This window comes from Desulfacinum hydrothermale DSM 13146 (assembly GCF_900176285.1).
GTDB lineage: Bacteria > Desulfobacterota > Syntrophobacteria > Syntrophobacterales > DSM-9756 > Desulfacinum > Desulfacinum hydrothermale.
Genome location: NZ_FWXF01000001.1, coordinates 495,937 through 514,173, shown reverse-complemented (window position 1 = coordinate 514,173; position 18,237 = coordinate 495,937). Strand labels below are relative to the sequence as shown.

At 61.2% G+C, this 18,237-nt stretch carries 17 protein-coding genes; 9 read left to right on the top strand and 8 right to left on the bottom strand.

Annotated elements, in window-relative coordinates; all coding sequences use genetic code 11:
* Window positions 1-47: 47 nt before the first annotated feature.
* The 4 genes from B9A12_RS02375 to B9A12_RS02360 all read right to left on the bottom strand — a co-directional run bounded on the left by B9A12_RS02375 (window position 48) and on the right by B9A12_RS02360 (window position 3,325).
* The gene (locus tag B9A12_RS02375) at window positions 48-350 is read right to left on the bottom strand and encodes a DUF167 domain-containing protein (RefSeq protein WP_084055929.1); all 303 of its coding nucleotides are present in this window, start codon (window positions 348-350) and stop codon (window positions 48-50) included.
* 85 nt (window positions 351-435) lie between these two features.
* Window positions 436-1,119: a rhomboid family intramembrane serine protease gene (locus B9A12_RS02370; RefSeq protein WP_084055928.1), complete on the bottom strand. Its 684-nt coding sequence runs from the start codon at window positions 1,117-1,119 to the stop codon at window positions 436-438.
* 392 nt (window positions 1,120-1,511) lie between these two features.
* The gene (locus B9A12_RS02365) at window positions 1,512-2,351 is read right to left on the bottom strand and encodes a CoA-transferase subunit beta (RefSeq protein WP_084055927.1); all 840 of its coding nucleotides are present in this window, start codon (window positions 2,349-2,351) and stop codon (window positions 1,512-1,514) included.
* Window positions 2,348-3,325: a CoA transferase subunit A gene (locus tag B9A12_RS02360; RefSeq protein WP_084055926.1), complete on the bottom strand. Its 978-nt coding sequence runs from the start codon at window positions 3,323-3,325 to the stop codon at window positions 2,348-2,350. Before B9A12_RS02360 ends, B9A12_RS02365 begins: the two co-directional genes overlap by 4 nt.
* Window positions 3,326-3,788: 463 nt before the next feature.
* Between B9A12_RS02360 and B9A12_RS02355 the strand changes: the two genes are divergently transcribed.
* The 8 genes from B9A12_RS02355 (at window position 3,789) to yihA (ending at window position 12,209) form a co-directional block, all read left to right on the top strand.
* Window positions 3,789-5,513, top strand: coding sequence for a hydantoinase/oxoprolinase family protein (locus tag B9A12_RS02355; protein ID WP_084055925.1), 1,725 nt, complete (start codon window positions 3,789-3,791; stop codon window positions 5,511-5,513).
* A gap of 145 nt (window positions 5,514-5,658) precedes the next feature.
* Window positions 5,659-6,975, top strand: coding sequence for an arginase family protein (locus B9A12_RS02350; protein WP_084055979.1), 1,317 nt, complete (start codon window positions 5,659-5,661; stop codon window positions 6,973-6,975).
* A gap of 3 nt (window positions 6,976-6,978) precedes the next feature.
* Window positions 6,979-8,013, top strand: coding sequence for a dual-specificity RNA methyltransferase RlmN (rlmN, locus tag B9A12_RS02345; RefSeq protein WP_084055924.1), 1,035 nt, complete (start codon window positions 6,979-6,981; stop codon window positions 8,011-8,013).
* A gap of 188 nt (window positions 8,014-8,201) precedes the next feature.
* On the top strand, window positions 8,202-8,582 hold the full coding sequence (gene hisI / locus B9A12_RS02340) for a phosphoribosyl-AMP cyclohydrolase (protein WP_245802321.1): 381 nt from the start codon (window positions 8,202-8,204) through the stop codon (window positions 8,580-8,582).
* Complete coding sequence (gene hisG, locus B9A12_RS02335) at window positions 8,579-9,451, top strand: ATP phosphoribosyltransferase (protein WP_212636794.1); 873 nt, start codon at window positions 8,579-8,581, stop codon at window positions 9,449-9,451. The genes hisI and hisG overlap by 4 nt, the downstream gene beginning before the upstream one ends.
* A gap of 65 nt (window positions 9,452-9,516) precedes the next feature.
* Window positions 9,517-10,344: a tetratricopeptide repeat protein gene (locus B9A12_RS02330; protein ID WP_170920282.1), complete on the top strand. Its 828-nt coding sequence runs from the start codon at window positions 9,517-9,519 to the stop codon at window positions 10,342-10,344.
* 2 nt (window positions 10,345-10,346) lie between these two features.
* Window positions 10,347-11,495 carry a pyridoxal phosphate-dependent aminotransferase gene (locus B9A12_RS02325; protein ID WP_084055920.1) on the top strand — a complete coding sequence of 383 codons (1,149 nt, stop codon included), beginning with the start codon at window positions 10,347-10,349 and terminating at the stop codon, window positions 11,493-11,495.
* Window positions 11,496-11,594: 99 nt separating this feature from the next.
* Window positions 11,595-12,209, top strand: coding sequence for a ribosome biogenesis GTP-binding protein YihA/YsxC (gene yihA / locus B9A12_RS02320; RefSeq protein ID WP_084055919.1), 615 nt, complete (start codon window positions 11,595-11,597; stop codon window positions 12,207-12,209).
* Here the strand turns inward: yihA and B9A12_RS02315 are convergent.
* The 3 genes from B9A12_RS02315 to B9A12_RS02305 form a co-directional block, all read right to left on the bottom strand.
* Complete coding sequence (locus B9A12_RS02315; RefSeq protein WP_084055918.1) at window positions 12,197-12,565, bottom strand: hypothetical protein; 369 nt, start codon at window positions 12,563-12,565, stop codon at window positions 12,197-12,199. The genes yihA and B9A12_RS02315 overlap by 13 nt on opposite strands.
* A 122-nt stretch (window positions 12,566-12,687) precedes the next feature.
* Window positions 12,688-12,915 (bottom strand): hypothetical protein, encoded by a 228-nt coding sequence (locus B9A12_RS02310; RefSeq protein WP_084055917.1) that lies wholly within the window; start codon window positions 12,913-12,915, stop codon window positions 12,688-12,690.
* Between the two features lie 80 nt (window positions 12,916-12,995).
* A complete protein-coding gene (locus B9A12_RS02305) occupies window positions 12,996-16,493 on the bottom strand; it encodes a translocation/assembly module TamB domain-containing protein (RefSeq protein WP_170920281.1) in 3,498 nt (1,165 codons plus the stop codon).
* Between the two features lie 214 nt (window positions 16,494-16,707).
* On the opposite strand from B9A12_RS02305, the gene B9A12_RS02300 reads away from it, so the two are divergent.
* A complete protein-coding gene (locus B9A12_RS02300) occupies window positions 16,708-17,730 on the top strand; it encodes a zinc-dependent alcohol dehydrogenase family protein (protein WP_084055915.1) in 1,023 nt (340 codons plus the stop codon).
* Window positions 17,731-17,746: 16 nt separating this feature from the next.
* Here the strand turns inward: B9A12_RS02300 and B9A12_RS02295 are convergent, their stop codons facing one another.
* Window positions 17,747-18,184 (bottom strand): PaaI family thioesterase, encoded by a 438-nt coding sequence (locus B9A12_RS02295; RefSeq protein WP_084055914.1) that lies wholly within the window; start codon window positions 18,182-18,184, stop codon window positions 17,747-17,749.
* Between the last annotated feature and the right edge of the window lie 53 nt (window positions 18,185-18,237).

Sequence of the window (18,237 nt, the reverse complement as noted above, 5' to 3'; positions counted from 1 at the left end):
CACCTCCTCTAACGCGCTTTTTCAGGTTGGGAACCGTGCCCGTTGGGTCACGGCACCATGCCGCCCAGGCACTCCTGGATTGCCCGCATCTCGGCTCCCTTCAGGAGCACCACCTTGTGGCGGGCCTTTTCTCCTTTCAAAATCTTCACTCGACTCTTGGAAAGGCCGAACAGCTTGGCGCAAAACCGGATGCATTCCTTGTTGGCCGCCCCTTCCACGGGCGGAGCCGCGATGCGGATTCGAAGGGCGCCGTCGTGAACGCCCACCAATTCCGATTTCTTGGCATTGGGCTGGATCGTCAGGGTCAAGGTCACGCCTTCCGGGGTGGAATGGAGAAACGCTTGATCCATGGGTTCCCTCTCTTCCTGGAGTCCTTCCCCGAACGTGCAGGCCGCGGCCCGTGCTTCGTCAGCGGAAGCTCACCGATCCCTTCATTCATGCAAAGCGCCGCGCGGGCCTCAGGATCCGAAGCAAAAAGATCCCCGCCACAAAGCCTCCCACGTGGGCCCACCATGCTACGCCTCCCGCCTGCACCTGCCCTCCGGCCAGGGAGAAGGCGCCGCTGAAAAATTGCAAAACGAACCAGAATCCCAGGAACACGTAGGCCGGGATTTCCACCAGGGTGAAGAAGAAAAAGATCGGCACCAAGGTGAGCACCCGGGCCCTGGGGTACAAGACAAAGTAGGCCCCCATGACGCCGGCGATGGCTCCGCTGGCCCCAATGGTCGGCACGGCGGAATGTACGTTGGTCACAAGGTGCAAAACCGATGCGGCCAGGCCGCTCAGGAGATAAAAGAGCGCGAAACGGCCGTGTCCCAGGGCGCCTTCCACGTTGTCTCCGAAGATGTGCAGGACCCACATGTTGCCGATCAAGTGCATCCAGCCGCCATGGAGAAACAGGGTGGTCAGGAAGGGAATGGCCTGCTCCCAGACGGTGAAATGGGCCGCCACATCCAGGCGCGTATAGCGTACGGGGACGATGCCGTATTGGAACAGGAAGGCGCGAAGCCCCGGTCCCTGCAGCAGCTCGAAAAAGAACGCCAAAACGCACAGGGAAATGATCAGGTACGTGACGATGGGAACTCGCCTGGATGGATTGGCATCGCGAAGGGGAATCATGGTCGAATCGCCTTTACCACGGGTCGCTGGAAGCCGGCGGGCACAGAAAAATCACGAAACTTTAGCCGCTTTGTCGTTTGTTGTAAAGAAAGGTTTTTTGAAAGGCATCGCGCACCAGACCCCCTCCAGGAGCCTGTCCACCAATGACCTTTCGTCTTTCTTGAGTACTTTTAACGACCTGGATTCCACTGCCCCATGTGGACCCTTGGCTGTTCTCGAACAGCCTCGAATGGGGGCGGGTTCCGAACCCGCCCCTACGACCGTATCACCAACGGGCCGATGGAAGAGCTGGTCAACACAATCCAAACCCTGGAACTCCCTGCCTGCGGCTTCTGAGCCACAGGCTATTTCAGACTCCGTCTCCACATCACTTGCCTACTCAGAGGTAATCATTAGCCGGCTGAACCCCTTTTCTTCGGCCTGGGCAGGAAGATTTCTTCGGGGTCCAGCACCTCGTGAATGAGCCGGATCTCCTCATGGGTGGGCGCCAGCGTTTCACCGATCACACGGGAAATATCCAGATCGAACTCGCACAATTCGCGGATCTCCTCAGGTGTTTTGCCGGGATGGCAGGTTTCCAAATACATGCGGCCCGTCTCCTCATCGAATCGGAACACCCCCGCCGTGCTGATGACGGCACTGGGGCCGCCCCGGAAGGCCGATCCGTAGAGCTCCCTGCGATGGACCCACTCCCCGGACGGCCATTTCTTGACCCGCCAACCCGGGCTGGTGATATAGCTGACGTGCTTGGGAAAGCGTCGCTTCTCGTGCACCATGATGTAGACCGTACGTTGGCTGAAAGAGTTGATATCCGGGTTGCCGCCGCTGCCCGTGAGCCGAAGCAGGGGGTTCAGGTAGTCGCCGATGGAAGTGGTGTTCACATTACCGTATTCATCCACTTCGGCCCCGCCCAGGAAGCCCAAATCCACATAGCCACGCTGCGCGATGCTAAAGGCTTCGTAGAGGCCCGAAGCGACCGAGGCACCCACTTCACAACGCGGGTCCCCCACCGAAGTCGGCAGTTCCCGCGGCCGACCATCCAGAGTGCCTGCCTCGAAAATGAGTTTGAGGTTCGGCGCATGGGTTTTCTGGGCCAGCATAATGGAGATCATGGGCATGCCGGTACCGGCAAAAACCACCTCATGGTCGCGCACCTCTCGAGCCGCTGCCACCGTCATGAGATCTGCCAGGGTGTATTCGTCCGGTTGTGCAGTATCGCGTGCGCTTGTCATTTCTTCCCCCTCTCGACGCGGGTGCTGTAGTGGAGAGCCGTGTTGGCCTTGAGACGAGCCAGGCGGGGAACACCCAGTTTATTCAGATATCCGTCGTGATTGAGACCGAAGATCCATTCCTTGGCGAATTCGTTGAAGCCTTCCTGACTGCGGGTCTGCATGTAGAAATTGCGGAGGAACTCACCATCCACGTCGTAGAAGCCGAACATGCCCGTGGGATGCGCCCCCCAGGGGCCTTCCACCACGTAATCCACCTGGAAACTGGGAATTTTATTCAGGTGAGATTCCCGACGTAGATAGTCTTCGGGAACGATCTCTTCGGCAACCACAATGGTGATGTCCGCCGCCCGACACACCTCGGGATCCGTAAAAAACTGCCCCGCGATGCGCACCGTTCCCTCTTCGCCCACCTGCTGAACCGCCAAAACGGACACATCCACCTTGGCCGCCGGTACCAGTGTCTGGCGTCCGTCGCCGAAGAAAGGGTCGTCAACGAATTCGTATTTTTTTCGGGGAATTTTGGGGTTCTTGCCGTTGCGAAGCCCGGCACGGGCCAGCATGTCGTATTCCGGGTTGTGGATATCGGTCCCTAAAGACGTCTGAGTCGCCATGAAAGGCATGCCGCTCGCCGCGGCCTGAAACCGGAAGGCCATCTCCGCATGGCTGTAGTCCTCGTAGACGATCTCTTTCTGGCGGACCTTGCGAGCCAGGTTGGCCCCATACTTCCCGTACAGTTCATGGCCGATCCAGCACGACTCCCACACGTCCACACAGCCGGCCCCGATGAGAAACTCCGAATGGGGGCCGCTGTTGACCTCGATGAGGTGCAAGTGGCGCCTTTTCTGCCGGATGAGTTCATAGACAAGAGCGCAAGGGCGTCTCCAAATGGTGAATCCGGAAAAGCTGAGGATCGTGCCATCCTTGATGATTTCCGCCGCTTCGCTGAGGGTGATCTGCTTGGATCTGTCCGTCATGGCTTTTCCCTTCCGTCGTGCGCTGTCGAGTCCGCTTGATGGCCGATGAGAATCCAAAGAATATGAAGTCGTCTAGGGTTGGCGGGAAGATCTCCACCTACTTTCGCGCCCGCGCGCTCGTGTCCTCATGTCAAAGAACAGGTTCGGTGTGGCATTGAATCCAAAAATATTTCCCGCCAATACATGAAGTCCGGATCCCTGTCAAAGGTTTTGCCAGGGGGCAAGTCCTTGGGACGATGGCAAGTCCCATTTTCGTGGCATTGGCCCCCTGCGCCGAGCGCGGCCCCAAGGGCGACCAACGGTAAAGGTTCGTTGACACTCCCCGGTCTTTTCGTTAGCATCTCGGCCGATTATAGTGCAGATTTTCAAGCGGAATGCGGCGGCGCATGCGGACTGGACGGCATCATCAACAAAGACGGTACCATGCACTCTCGGCACTTTACCGAAGACCCCGAGGAACGTCATGATCATAGGACTGGATGTGGGCGGCACCCATACGGACGTGGTCTTGCTGGGGCCCGGCGGAATCGAGCGGCAGGCGAAGGTCCCCACGGATCACTCCAATCTCATCGAATGCGTCTGGAGCGGCCTGGAAAAGGTCACGGTCGGGTTTCCCGCCGATAGGCTGGAGCGGGTCGTTTTGAGCACCACGCTGACCACCAACGCCATCGCGGAAAACAAGCTGGCGCCGGTGGGGATGATCGTTTCCAGCGGCCCCGGCCTGGATCCGGAAACGTTCCGCACCAACCCCCACTACCATGTGGTCTCCGGTTCCATCGACCACCGAGGTCGCGAGATTCAGCCCATCGACCCCATGGAGATCGAGTCCGTGGGGGCACGCCTGAGAAATCAGGGCATCCGCCAGGTGGGGGTGGTGGGAAAATTCTCCGTGAGGAACCCCAAGCACGAAATTCAGATCCAGCAGATCCTGGAGGATCACTTCGACTACGTGGTCATGGGCCACCGCCTTTCGGGCAACCTGAACTTTCCGCGGCGGATCGCCACGGCCTACCTGAACGCGGCCGTCTATCCCATCCACAAGCGCTTTTTCGATGCCGTCCGTCGTTCCCTGGAAGAACACGGCCTCCACATTCCCATTCACATCCTCAAGGCGGACGGAGGCACCATGAGCTTCAAGGCGTCCCTGGACCTGCCGGTGCAGTCCATCCTTTCCGGACCCGCCGCCAGCGTCATGGGATCTTTGCCTTTCGTCTCGGGGGAAGCGGACACGCTGGTTCTCGATATCGGCGGCACCACCACCGATATGGCCGTTCTGGTGGGAGACGCCCCCCTGCTCTCACCGCTGGGAGCCCAGCTGGGCCGCTACCGCACGCTCATCCGCGCCCTCAACACCCGCTCCATCGGCCTCGGCGGCGACAGTGCCGTCCGAGTTGCGAACGGCATCCTCGAGATCGGCCCGGACCGGGAGGGTCCCGCCATGGCCTACGGCGGCCCCTGCCCCACGCCCACGGACGCCTTGTTTGTGCTGGGCCGCGACACCCAAGGCGACGTGGACGCCGCCCGCAGGGGACTCCAACGGATAGCCCGGGAACTGGACACGTCCTTGGAAGATGCGGCCCGCAGGGTCTTCGATCTGGCCTGCACCCGGATCCTGGACGCGGCCCGGGAGATGGTGGACGCCATCAACACCAAGCCCGTCTACACCGTCCGCGAACTGCTGGAAGGCTATCGGGTCCAGCCCAAAGAACTGCTGGTGCTGGGCGGGCCGGCGCCCTTTTTCGCATCGCGTATGGAAGAGCTGGGCCCCTACACGGTTCGGGTGGTTCCCCAGTGGCACGTGGCCAATGCCGTGGGCGCGGGGCTGGCTCGAACCACCTGCGAAGTGACGCTCTTTGTGGACACCGAACGGGGCATTGCATCGGCACCCGAAGAGGCTTTCTACCAGCCGGTGAAAAGGGACTTCGACAAGAAGAAGGCCGTGGATCTGGCCCTTGAGCTGTTGGGGGAAAAGGCCTTGGCCGAAGGAGCCGATCCCGGGGATCTGGAGATGGAGATCCTGGAAGAACACCAATTCAACATGGTTCGGGGATTCTACACCACCGGGAAGAACTTCCGGGTGAAGGCCCAAGTCAAACCAGGGCTCATCGGCACCTATCGGTCGATCATCAACCAGATCCATGCCTCCCGGGATGTCGCTCGCCAGGCGGGCTCACCGGAAAGAGGTTGAGTCGATCCGGGACCCCGGGAAATCGCAAGGGGCCCACGGATGTCAGGAAGGGCTTGGGCCGCCGCGCCCCGACCGCCGGCAAGTCGGGTACTTCCGCGGTTTAGTGGGTGCCGGGCCGGATCCGGCAACGAACGGAGACGATATGATGCTGCAGGCAAAACACACCACCGGTCTCGTCTTTTTCCCCGCCTTCGACTGGGCCATCAGCCCCACGCACCCGGAAAGGGAAGAGCGTCTTCTCTATACGCAGGACCAAATCATCGAAGAAGGTATCCTGGATATCGACGGCGTGGTGGAGATGAAACCGGACATGGCCACCCTCGAGGACGTGCGGCGGGTGCACTTCTGCGTCCCGGACGAGTGGAGCGTCCTGACGCAGAGCCATCTGATCAGCGCGGGCGGCGCCAAGACCATTGCCACGGCCGTTATGGAAAAGCGCGTGGAGCGCGGCTTCGCACTGGTCCGTCCCCCCGGTCATCACGCCATGCGCGTGGTCCACGGAGCCCGCGGCTTCTGCAACGTGAACATCGAGGCCATGATGGTCGAATACCTGCGGGCCGCCTACGGCCTGGAACGCATTGCCATCGTGGACACCGATTGTCACCACGGGGACGGCACTCAGGATATCTACTGGCACGACCCCGACACCCTCTTCCTGTCCATCCACCAGGACGGCCGGACCCTCTATCCCGGATCAGGCTTCCACCATGAACTGGGCGGTCCCACGGCCATGGGATCCACCATCAACATCCCCCTTCCCCCGGGCACCTCCCAGGAAGGGTTTTTGCGTGTGATGGAAAAGGTGGTGCTCCCGATCCTGAAGGACTTCCAGCCCCAGATCGTGATCAACTCCGCCGGCCAGGACAACCATTACACGGACCCCATCACCAACATGAACTTCTGCGCCCAGGGCTACGCGCGGCTCACGGAAATGCTGCAACCGGACGTGGCCGTCCTGGAAGGCGGCTATTCCATCGAAGGGGCTCTGCCCTATGTGAACGTGGGCATCATCCTGGCCTTGGCGGGCCTGGACTACAGCAAGGTCCAGGAGCCCGACTACGACCCGGAAAAGATCCGCCAGTCGGCCGAAACGGACGCCCACATCCACAAGCTGACCGACGAGATCCTGGACTATTACGGCAAGTGTGCCGAGATCGTCGCACACAACCGGGAGAGCAAGGAATTCGCCCAGCGCGAACGAACGATCTTTTACGACACGGACAACATCCTGGAAAACCAGAAGGAACGCCTCCGCGTGTGCCCGGACTGCAGCGGTGTCCTGTCCATCGACTCCCTGACCGACCGGGGATACCATATCTTCGCGGTCCACATCCCGCGCAAGGCCTGCAATGCCTGCCTGGCGCTGGGTGAAGAATGGTACGACACGGTCAATCTCAGGGCCTACGATCGGGCGTTTCTGCAGGACCGGCGCAACAACCGCTACCTCACCAAGAGCAGCTGAGGGATGGAACGGATTTTCATCAAAGACTATCCGATCGACGAACTGGAAGCCTGGGTGGAGAGCATCGGCGAGCGGCGTTTCCGGGCCCGTCAGATCTTCCGGCACGTCTACGGGCGTTCCGTGCGATCGTGGGACGAGTGCACCGATCTGGCCAAGACCTTTCGGACCCAGCTGGAGTTCGGCACCTATCTGGACGCCTTGAGCCTGGTCAAAACCCAGGAGGCGGAGGATGGAACCCGCAAGTTCCTGTTTCGCCTGCACGACGGCCACCACATCGAATCGGTGCTCATCCCCGATCCCCCGCGCAACACCCTGTGCGTGTCCAGCCAGGTGGGATGCGCTTTGGGCTGCCGCTTCTGCCTGACCGGCACCCTGGGACTGACCCGGAATCTGATGACGGCGGAAATCGTGGATCAGGTCATTCAGGTGCAACATCACCTGGGTAAAGAAGGGCGCCTCACCAATATCGTCTTCATGGGCATGGGCGAACCCCTGGCCAACTACCGTCAGGTGATCCGGGCGCTCAAGATTCTTTTGGACCCCAAGGGGCTTGGCTTTTCCCACCGGCGCATCACCCTGTCCACGGCGGGCCTGGTCCCCAAGATGCGCCAACTGGGCGAAGAAAGCCCCGTCAATCTGGCGGTCAGTCTTCATGCCGCTGACAACGAAACCCGGGACCGTCTCATGCCCATCAACCGCACCTACCCGCTGGAAGAGCTGATGCAAGCGTGCCGCCACTACCCCATGCCTTCCCGAAAGCGCATCACCTTTGAATACATCCTGATCCGGGACGTGAACGACCGGGCCGAAGACGCACGGCGCCTCCTGAAGCTGCTCAGCGGGGTTCGCGCCAAGGTGAACCTCATCCCCTTCAATCCGCACCCGGCCTTGGCTTTTCAGACGCCCCCGGAAGAACGCATCCTGGCCTTCCAGGAGATCCTGAAAAACGCCCATGTGACAGCCACCATCCGGCAGAGTCGAGGAGCCGATATCCGCGCGGCCTGTGGACAACTGGCCGCTCAGGTGGTATCTTCCTGAGTTCGCTTTTCGCATTGAGGAGGTTGGTGGCCATGTTTCGACGTCACCCCCGCTGAGGCGGGGGACAACACATCCAGAGACCTACCCATACTCCAGGTGATAATAAGACCCCTTTCGGCCTCTGGGCATGCCGACCCGCCGGTGGCGGGACCGTCATGCCCGTTTCGCCGCCATCTCAGGAGGAAACCTTGACAGCTCAACCCGATTTTTCTAAAGGCGGCGGCCTGTTGCCCGTCATCGCCCAGGACGCCGATAGCGGCCGAGTGCTCATGCTGGCCTACATGAACCAGGAAGCGTGGGAAAAGACCCTGGAGACCGGAACCGTCCATTACTGGAGCCGGTCCCGTCGGAAATTGTGGCTCAAGGGGGAGACCTCGGGCCATGTGCAGAAGGTGGTGGACATCCTGGTGGACTGCGATCTGGACACGATCCTCATCAAGGTCCATCAGCTGGGCGGGGCCGCCTGCCACGAAGGTTACCAGAGCTGCTTTTTCAGACGCCTGAAAGACGGCACTTTTGAAATCACGGAAGAAAAGGTATTCGACCCCAAGGAGGTATACAAATCGTGAAGCAGTTGATACTGGGAATCCCCAAGGGAAGTCTGCAGGAAGCGACCATCGCGCTCTTCAAGAAGTCGGGCTGGAAAATCTCGCTCAGCAACCGCAACTACTTTCCCGAAATCAACGATCCCGAAATCCAATGCTCCATCTGCCGCGCCCAGGAAATGTCCCGTTACGTGGAAAACGGCACCTTCGACGTGGGGCTCACCGGAAAAGACTGGATCATGGAAAACGACTCCGACGTGCACGTGGTGGCCGACCTCATCTATTCCAAGGTGAGTCAGCGGCCCGCTCGGTGGGTGCTGGCCGTGCCCTACGAGTCGCCCATCCAAGACGTTGAGGACCTGCAGGGAAAAAAGATCGCCACCGAACTGGTGAACTTCACCCGCCGTTACTTCGCCGAAGCGGGCGTGGACGTGAAGGTGGAGTTTTCCTGGGGAGCCACGGAAGCCAAGGTCATTGCGGGACTCTGCGACGCCATCGTGGAGGTGACCGAGACGGGCACCACCATGCGGGCCAACGGCCTTCGGATCGTCAAAGAACTGATGCAGTCCAACACCCAGCTGATCGCCAACAAAGAGGCCTGGGAGGATCCGTGGAAGCGGGAAAAGATCGAACAGATCGCCCTGCTGCTGCAGGCGGCCTTGCGCGCGGAAGACCTGGTGGGGCTCAAGATGAACGTTCCCAAAGACAAGATCAACCAAGTGATTGAGATTCTTCCGAGCCTCACCGCCCCCACCACGGCCCATCTGTATCAGTCGGAGTGGGTGTCCGTGGAGGTGGTGGTGTCCAAGCACAGGGTCCGCGAACTGATCCCGCAGCTCATCAAACGCGGGGCGGAAGGCATCATCGAATACAGCCTGAACAAGGTGATTTAGCGGGAGGGAGGCGGGCTGCTGCCCGCCCCTCCCCGCGATTCTGTCCGATGAAAAGGAGGGTGACGGTGCGAAAGCGACGCCGGAGGGTCTCGATTTTTGCAAGCATCTTCCGCCGTGGGTTTTCCCCGCAGATGTTCCTTGCCTGTGTGAGCCTCTTCGCTTTCTGCGCCGCCTGCGCCCCCGTTCAGAACACCGCAGACCCCCTGACGTGGATGGGCCCCCGAAAGTTGCAGGAACTGGGCGAAAAATTCATGGCCGCGGGAGATACGGGCCAAGCCCTCCGGTACCTGGTGGCGGCGGAGAAAAAGGCCCCCAAGGATCCTTCCATCCACTACGACCTGGGGCTTGCCTACCAGGAGCGGCGCCTGGAAGACAAAGCCCTGGAACACCTGCACCGGGCGGTGGCCCTTCAACCCGACTACTCCGAGGCCCACAACGCCCTGGGTGTCCTCTACGCCAAGCGGGGTCAGAGCGACAAAGCCCTGGAGCATTTCCGCCGGGCTCTGGCCAATCCCTTCTACCGCACCCCCCACTACGCCTATTTCAATATGGGCAAGATTTACCAGGAGAAGGCCCGCTACGCGGAGGCGCTCCACTACTTCGATGAGGCCATCCATTTCGAAAAAGGCTATGCCCAGGCCCATCTGCAGCGAGGCCGGGTGCTGGAAGCCCTGGGGCGCAAAGGAGAAGCGAAACACGCCTATCAGCTGGCGGTCTACTATGATCCGGACTTGCCGGAGGCCCAATTCCATTACGGGCGCTTTCTCGCCCAAGAGGGAAACTGGGACGATGCCGCCCAGGCCTTCCGGCGCGTCATCCGACTGGCCCCGGGGACCTCTTTGGCGGACGCCGCCGCCAACTACCTGCACACGATGGGATTCAAGGACGAATAGCGATGATTTGCCGACGGGTTCAAGAAATCAAACCGTTTCTGGTGATGGATGTTCTGGAAAAGGCCCAGGCCATGGAAAGGGCCGGCGAGTCGGTGATTCACCTGGAAGTGGGTGAGCCCGATTTCGACGCACCGGAGGCCGTGCGTCAGGCGGCCCGGGAGGCGCTGGACCGAGGTCAGACCCATTACACCCACAGCCAGGGCATCCCCCAGCTGCGAGAGGCCATTTGCCGTTACTATGCGGAAACTTACGGCGTCCGTCATCTGGAACCGGATCAGATCATGGTCACCTCGGGCTCCAGTCCCGCCTTCCTGGTGGCCCTCAGCACCATCCTGAACTGCGGGGAGGAAGTGATCCTGTCCGATCCCCATTACGCTTGTTATCCCAGCTTCGTGCACTTCCTGGAAGGCGTCCCCAAACCGGTGCCCGTCCTGGAAGAGGATGGGTTCCAGTTCCGCCCCGAGGCCATCCGGCAGAGCGTGGGGCCCAAAACCAAGGCCATCCTCATCAATTCTCCGGCCAACCCCACCGGCACCCTGCTGGACCGGGAATGTTTGGAAACCATCACCGATCTGGGCATCTGGGTCCTCAGCGACGAAATCTATCACGGCCTGGTCTATGAAGGACGGGCGCGCTCCATCCTGGAATTCACGGACCGATGCATCGTCTTCAACGGGTTTTCCAAGCTCTTCGCCATGACCGGATTTCGCCTGGGCTATCTGATCGTTCCCAAGGACCTGGTGCGCCCCATGCAAGCCCTCATGCAAAACTTCTTCATCTCGGCCAACTCCATCTCCCAGTGGGCGGGCCTGGCCGCCTTGACCGATCCGACGGTCCAAGAGGACGTGGAGCGCATGCGCCGCACCTACGACCAGCGCCGCCGGTTTATGATCCGGCGACTCCGGGAGATGGGCTTCGGCATCTCCGTGGAGCCCACGGGCGCCTTCTATGTGTTCGCCAACGCCCGCCGTTTTTCCAACGATTCTCTGTCCTTCGCCTTCCAGGTCCTGGAAGAGGCGAAAGTGGGATTGACACCGGGGGTGGATTTCGGCAGCCAGGGAGAAGGGTACGTGCGCTTCAGCTACGCCAATTCCCTGGAAAACATCGCCGAAGGGATGGATCGATTGGAAAGGTACCTGTCCCGACGATGACAAACGGGCTCTGCCCCTTCGCTTTCAGGGTCCAGGAACAACGCATCCAGCGCGCATTGCGCCATACGGTAACCCAAACACCCAGGGCGGATTAGGGACATGGCACATCAGGCGGGATTTTCCTTACCAATCCAATCGGCGGAATTTGTCACCTCCGCGGTGGCCCCAGAGGGCTACCCGGCGGGAGACCAGCCCGAAGTGGCCTTCGCCGGTCGTTCCAACGTGGGCAAATCCTCCTTGATCAATTGCCTGCTGGGCCGAAAGAAACTGGTGCGCACCAGCCGAACCCCCGGCCGGACCCAGACCCTCAATTTCTTTCGCATCAATGACCGGTTCCTTTTCGTGGATCTTCCCGGCTACGGCTACGCCAAGGTCCCCCAGAAGATCCGTGAACAATGGGGGCCCATGATCGAAAAGTACCTCACCGGCCGAAAGCAGCTGACCGGCGTGGTTCAGATCATGGATCTGCGACATCCGCCCACGACCGACGATCTTCTGCTGTGGAACTGGCTGAAGGAGATCGGAATCCCCGCGCTGGCCGTACTGACCAAGGCGGACAAGGTCCCGCGGGGAAAGCGCGCCAAACACCTTCGGGACGCCGTCCAGCGACTGGGCATCCCATCCCGGGAGCCCGTGATCTTTTCCGCCGTGACCCGGGAAGGATGGCAGGAGCTTTGGGAGCGGCTCATGCCCTGGATCGGCTATTTGTCGTAGACCATTTGCCCGGTCTCCGGGACCCGCCGCAGCACCCGGTAGGGGCCTTCGCTTTTGAGCGAATAGCGCACCCCGTCGAAGGTGAATTCATCCTGAAACCCGTAAGGAAGCGCCAGATCCTCCGATTGGGACATGGTTTCCATGAGAAAGGAGAGCACGCGGGCGTACTCGTTCAGGGCGTCCGCAATGTTTCGCGTATCGATCCAAATCTCCTGGACATTGAAAAGCTTGGTGAGCCCCTCGGTATGCAGTCCCCCTGCATTGGGCTCCCTGACCAGTGAGATGACTTGTTCGGGTTTTCGGTTGTTTTGGATCTTCAACAATTCGATCCTGGCGCTGTCTTCCGTATGTTCCATGACCTTTCCTTTTCTCAACAGCCGCCCCCGGCAGAGACAGCCGTCCTTTGCAACGCGGGATGCGTGATGCGCCGGTGAGGGCCAAAGAAAGATAGAACCTCCATTCCGGTCGCGGGCAAAATTCAGGCCTTACGACTCGCCCCTCGCGTTTTACGAGCCTTTGAAGCCGGCGGCGCCAAGCACGCATCCCGGAAACAGCAGTCCCACTGGTCGCAGTACCCCTGGGCTCTTCCAAAGCAATCGAAATTGCCTTCGGCCCTTTGGATTTCTCGAATGAGATCCACCTTCTTCTTCCCGAAGGAGTTGATTCCCAATGCCTTGGCCTTGATCCGAACTTCCTGCATCTTCATGTCCCCACTCCTTCTTCCCCCCGTTCGGTCGCACCACAGGGCCCCCGTTCCCCGATGCGTCCACACCACTCCCCCAAGGCTCAATCGCCGAAATCGTACCGAAAGAAGACGTCCACCCCGGACTGATCCTCTCTTCCCCACTGGCTTTCCACGGAGATGTGCCGGTTGAGGCGGTATTCCGCCCGCAGCTGATCCTTTTCGTCCCCCGTCACCCCTTTCTGGTAGGTGACGAAAAGCTCCGGTGTAACGTATTTTCCGATCTCCACCACATTGCCACCGGTCGTTCCCTTGAGTTCAAAGACATCGGGCTTGAGGGGCGTCTCGCCTAGCATATCGCGCACCACGGCGGTGGTTCCCGAGCCGACGAACTGAACCCCTCGTCGTTGGAGGGCTCCGGCTTGTTGGGCGTTCAGTTCCCCCGCCGCCCTGCCGTACAGGAGGTAAGAAACGATATCCACCTGATCCATGGAAGGGGAGCTGGAAAAATTGAGCACCGGTCTGCTCAACGGGCCGCTGAGTGATGCCGTGATGCTCACATCCCTCACGTTTTTCTCACACGTCACATCGAGCAGCGGATCAGGCCGTTCCAAGCCCCGGAAGGTGAGCTCGCCGCGGACCAGTTTCAGCCGTACCCCCTGGAAAAAGTACTCGCCCTGCGTGGCCTGCAAAGCGCCGTAGAGCCTCACCGGTCCCCGGCGTGCCTTTTGAATCTTGGCCACGCCCTGCACCAGGGCCTCCAGCCCATAGCCTCTCACCCACGAACCCTCCTTGGGCAGGTGAACCTCCAAGTCCAACGTAGTTCGCTGAAAAAGACCGGGCCTTCTTTTGACCTTCCGGGACTCGCCCAGATAGACCACCGGCCCCTCTTCCCGGTCCCCTACCACATGGATATTGCGGGCCAGGTCCCGTTCCAGTTCCCCCAGTCGCATGTCCGCTTGCGAGAGATGGATCTTGCCCTTCACGTCCGGGCGGAAGGCTCCCCCTTCCTGGGAAAAGACCGCCGTGGCCCTTCCTCGTCCTTCTATTCCGAAGAGCTCGGGAAAGTGGACATTGGTCCCACTGGCTTGAAGTTCATAGCCGAGCACCTTGCCCATCTTGTGGCGCAGCACCCCGTGGGCGGTCACATCCCCTTCCAGGAGGCGCAGGCGGGCGTTCTCAATCCACAGCCGTTCATTGTCCAGGCGCCATCGCGCCTGGATGTCCTGGAAGGGTTCCTTCCACGATTTCAGTTGGAAGGCCCCGTCTTCCAGGCGGCCTTCTCCCTGAAGCTGAAGATCCTTGAACGAACCCGCCAGCCGAATGCGGGCATCCAATGACCCCTTGAGGCTCTTCATGAAAGGCAGGTACCCTGTAAGGATCTCCAAGGGAAATCCATGGGAATCCAGCTGGATCACACCTTGGGAATCGTCGGGGCTGCGAAACGAGCGGGATGGCCAATCCAGCGCCAGCGGCCACCGCCCCTGGAGGTCCACCACCGCGTTCCCGGGCTCGGATCGCACCTGCCCCTTAAAGTCCCAGAAGCCTTGGCGGTAAGTCCCACGAACCTGCAAGGCGGCCGGGACAGATCCGGAGCCGCCCATCGGGCGGATCCCGCGGCCGGACACCTCATAGGAAAGGACCGGGCTCTCCCACGAACCGTCCATGACAAGACTTCCGTCCACGATTCCGGTTCCCATTGTGCGCTTTGCCAGCCGTTTCGACCACGTCCCCAGATCCACCCCCTGGAACGTCAGGCGCAGCCGGCGAGGCCCCTTCCGGGTCAGCCGGCCCGACAGTGAAAGAGATTCCGTCCCGTGCTCCAGGCGCCAGGCATCCAGCTCCACCTCGGACGCCGCCAGACGCCCGCGCCCTTCAAACCGGACCCCATCCTTTCCCAGCCGAGCGGTACCGCGCTCCACCTGAAACACCTTGGGAAGGTCCCACACATTTTCCACGCGCCCCTGAACGCTAAAGGCTCCTGAGCCCTGGATGCCTTCACCCGTAGCCTGGAAGCGGATCTCGTCGGAACCGCTTTGCATCAATTCCACGGACAGGGATTGCCCTCGGGTATCTTTGAGGACAAAGGACGAAAGGCGAACCGCCACATGGCGCGGCCCGGCCCGGCCCCACAGCCGGCCCTTTCCCTGGATGGAAAGCGCCCCCGCTCGCACGCCGAATCCTTCAACATCGCTGGCCGACAGGGAGCCGTCCCAGACGGGGGCAGGCCACGGCCCCGACAGGGTCCCGTCAAGATTTAGCGTCCCCGAAAGGGACTTCCGTCCCAGGGCCCGCCCCAGAACGGCGAGATCCAAGTCCTTTCCCTTCACCTGAAGATCGAGCGCGATCGGCGCCGAAGGCCCGTCTTCCGGCGCCTTTGCCTTCTGCGGGAGAAGAACGCGGCCGGAAAGCTGCACGCGACCGGGGCCCAGATTCACCAGAGCCTCACCGATGTCCAGAGCCCCAGGGGTCCAGGTTCCGTTGATTTTCGTTCCGGCCAAGGACAGGCCCGCCGCCGTCCCCTGGCGGATGCTCAACCCAAGATTCCCTTGTATCTGCCCCGCGGCAGACCGCTCCACCTTCAGGTCGGCGTTGCCGGAAAGGCGGGCCGTGATATCCCGCCGAAAAGAAGCCTTCAGCTTTTCAAAGGCCACGGAAGCGGTGGCCGAAAGCGCCTGGTCCCGTTGCCGGACATGGGCGACGCCTCGCACTTGGCCGCCCAGGAGCTGGAGCTCATAGGTGGCTTGGAAGTCACGGAGACTTCCCAAAACCCGCACCCGGCCTTCCAGACCTTCGCCACCGGCGCAGATGCCGGAAAGGCGGGGCAGGATGGGATTGGGACATGCAGCGCTGTAGGCAAGGTGAAGGTCCAAAGCTCCGGAAGGAAAAGAGTCCCAACGCCCCTCAAGGCGGCCGGAAACGCCCTCATCGGCACGCACTTCCAGAGTTTCCACCGTGAGGCGATCCGCCGCCCAGGACAAGGCCCCCGAAAGGGCGATGGGCCCATAGGCGGGAACCTGAACCGTTCCCTGCCATTTGTCCAATCGGATGTTCAAACCCGAGCTTCCGTCGTCTCGCACAAAACCCTCCAGGCGGAGGGTCCCGGTCATTTCCTGGATGTCCAAAATCTTTTGTCCATCTTCATGGGCTCGAACCCGCGCCTGGATCACTCGAAGAGAGGGCAAGGGTAGTTTATCCCAGCGAATGGGGCCCCCATCCGACGTTTCTCCCTTTCGGCTCGAGGAAACGGGAAGGATCCAGCGCCCGTCCGGCCCCTTTTCCAAATCGAGCAACGGGCGCACCAGCGTCAGGCGCCGGGCGTGGAAGTAAGGAGGCGCCAGTGTCAGCCCGTAGTCCAAGGCCACGGCTTCGGCCTCCAGGAATCTCTTTTGGGCCACGGCAGCACGCACCTGCTCCAGGCGGATCCCCCGAAATGGGTTCCAGGCCACCTTGCCCACATTCAGTTCAATCCCCAGTGTGTTGCGGACCCAGTCGGATCCGTACGCGATCACTTTCCCTTGGACCCAAGGCACATGGATCGCCAGCATCAAGGCAATCGCGGCGATCAGCACCACTCCCAAAACGGCCAGTACACCACGCATCAGGCCTGCGAAGATCCGGCCTCCCGTGGGGCGCGGCCTGCCGTTGGCGCCTGCGGGAAGAGCTTTCCTGGGATGGTTCATGGATTTCAGATACGACCTCCTCGCCGGGGGGGGGCTTGCGCCCTCCCCCCGTTTGTGTGCAATATGTGGATTATCTTACACCCGATGGGGCAAGGCAACCAGTGTGTGAACTCTTCATACGGAGGCGCGGTCCATGGAAGCCATGATTCTGGAACGCTGTGCGCCCATAGAGGCGGAACCGCTTCGCCGCCGGATCCTGCCCGATCCCGAGCCGGGCCCTGGCGAGATCCGGGTGCGGGTGAAGGCCTGCGGCGTGTGTCGAACGGATCTTCATGTGGTGGAGGGGGAGCTTCCCCCACTGGACCATCCGGTCATCCCGGGGCATCAGGTGGTGGGTGAAGTGGACGCCCTGGGCCCGCAAGTAAGGCGTTTCAGGGGCGGAGAGCGTGTGGGGATCGCCTGGCTACGCCACACCTGCGGCCAATGCGTCCATTGCACCGAAGGCCGCGAAAACCTGTGCGAACAGGCCCTTTTCACCGGATACCACGCCCCGGGAGGGTATGCCACGCACGTGGTGGTGGCCGAGGATTTTGCCTATCCCATTCCGCAGGCGCTGGACGACGCCGAGGCCACGCCCTTGCTGTGTGCGGGCATCATCGGATACCGGAGCCTCAAGCGGTGTCTGTGCGGCCCGCAGCCTCGCCCCTACCCCAAAGATCGCCCCACACTGGCTCTCTACGGCTTCGGCTCCTCCGCTCATATCGTCATCCAGATCGCCCGCCACTGGGGCTACGACGTGTATGCCGTCTCCCGAACCCCTCGGCATCAGCAGCTGGCCCTGGAACTGGGAGCCCGCTGGGCCGGGCCCTCCGCCCAGGAGATGCCCGTCCAACCCAATCACGCCATCATCTTTGCCCCGGCGGGTCACCTGGTTGCCACGGCCTTGGAACATCTGCAAAAAGGCGGCACCTTGGCCCTGGCGGGCATCTACATGAGCCAGATCCCGGCTCTGGATTACGAAAAACACCTCTTTTACGAAAAAAACATCCACAGCGTGACCGCCAACACCCGCCAGGACGCTCGGGAGCTGCTGGAGATAGCGGGCGCCATCCCCATTCGCCCGGAGGTCCACACCTACGCACTGGAGGAGGCCAACCAGGTGCTGCGGGATCTGAAAGAAGACAAGATCCGCGGCACCGCCGTTTTGGTGCCTTGACGAGCCCTCATGCCCATCAGCGGGGGGCCATGATCATGCAAGTGGCTGTGGCGAAGGCGTAGAGCGTTCCGGATTCGTCCTGGATGCGCCCTTCGGCGATGCCCAGGGAACGCGTAACACTGAGGACCGTCCCTTCGGCGGTCAGCTCCGTCCCCAAAGGAATGGGCCGAATCATCTTCACATTCAAATCGATGGTGGCGTAGCCCGCCCCTGCGTCCAGCGTGGTGTGCACGGCACAGGCGGTCACCGAATCCAAAACGGTCGCAGCGAACCCGCCGTGGACCCCGCCCAGCGGGTTGAGATGCCTTTGGTCCGCTTGGACAAGAAAAACGACCCGACCCCATTGCGCGGACACCCCCCTCATGGGAACGGTCTCGGCAATGGGCGGGTGCGGCACGGCACCTTCCACCATGGCCTGCATGAGCTCCAAGCCCGTCATCTTTTCCGGTTTCATCTGTTTTACCCCTGTGTTCGTTCTGGTCTTCTCCAAGAAGGCCCCTTGCTGCG

What these genes read in the sequence shown, in the direction of transcription:
- B9A12_RS02375 (WP_084055929.1), bottom strand. Translation starts at nt 350, where the DNA reads ATGGATCAAGCGTTTCTCCATTCCACCCCGGAAGGCGTGACCTTGACC.
- B9A12_RS02370 (WP_084055928.1), bottom strand. Translation starts at nt 1,119, where the DNA reads ATGATTCCCCTTCGCGATGCCAATCCATCCAGGCGAGTTCCCATCGTC.
- B9A12_RS02365 (WP_084055927.1), bottom strand. Translation starts at nt 2,351, where the DNA reads ATGACAAGCGCACGCGATACTGCACAACCGGACGAATACACCCTGGCA.
- B9A12_RS02360 (WP_084055926.1), bottom strand. Translation starts at nt 3,325, where the DNA reads ATGACGGACAGATCCAAGCAGATCACCCTCAGCGAAGCGGCGGAAATC.
- B9A12_RS02355 (WP_084055925.1), top strand. Translation starts at nt 3,789, where the DNA reads ATGATCATAGGACTGGATGTGGGCGGCACCCATACGGACGTGGTCTTG.
- B9A12_RS02350 (WP_084055979.1), top strand. Translation starts at nt 5,659, where the DNA reads ATGCTGCAGGCAAAACACACCACCGGTCTCGTCTTTTTCCCCGCCTTC.
- rlmN (WP_084055924.1), top strand. Translation starts at nt 6,979, where the DNA reads ATGGAACGGATTTTCATCAAAGACTATCCGATCGACGAACTGGAAGCC.
- B9A12_RS02325 (WP_084055920.1), top strand. Translation starts at nt 10,347, where the DNA reads ATGATTTGCCGACGGGTTCAAGAAATCAAACCGTTTCTGGTGATGGAT.
- yihA (WP_084055919.1), top strand. Translation starts at nt 11,595, where the DNA reads ATGGCACATCAGGCGGGATTTTCCTTACCAATCCAATCGGCGGAATTT.
- B9A12_RS02315 (WP_084055918.1), bottom strand. Translation starts at nt 12,565, where the DNA reads ATGGAACATACGGAAGACAGCGCCAGGATCGAATTGTTGAAGATCCAA.
- B9A12_RS02310 (WP_084055917.1), bottom strand. Translation starts at nt 12,915, where the DNA reads ATGAAGATGCAGGAAGTTCGGATCAAGGCCAAGGCATTGGGAATCAAC.
- B9A12_RS02305 (WP_170920281.1), bottom strand. Translation starts at nt 16,493, where the DNA reads ATGCGTGGTGTACTGGCCGTTTTGGGAGTGGTGCTGATCGCCGCGATT.
- B9A12_RS02300 (WP_084055915.1), top strand. Translation starts at nt 16,708, where the DNA reads ATGGAAGCCATGATTCTGGAACGCTGTGCGCCCATAGAGGCGGAACCG.
- B9A12_RS02295 (WP_084055914.1), bottom strand. Translation starts at nt 18,184, where the DNA reads ATGAAACCGGAAAAGATGACGGGCTTGGAGCTCATGCAGGCCATGGTG.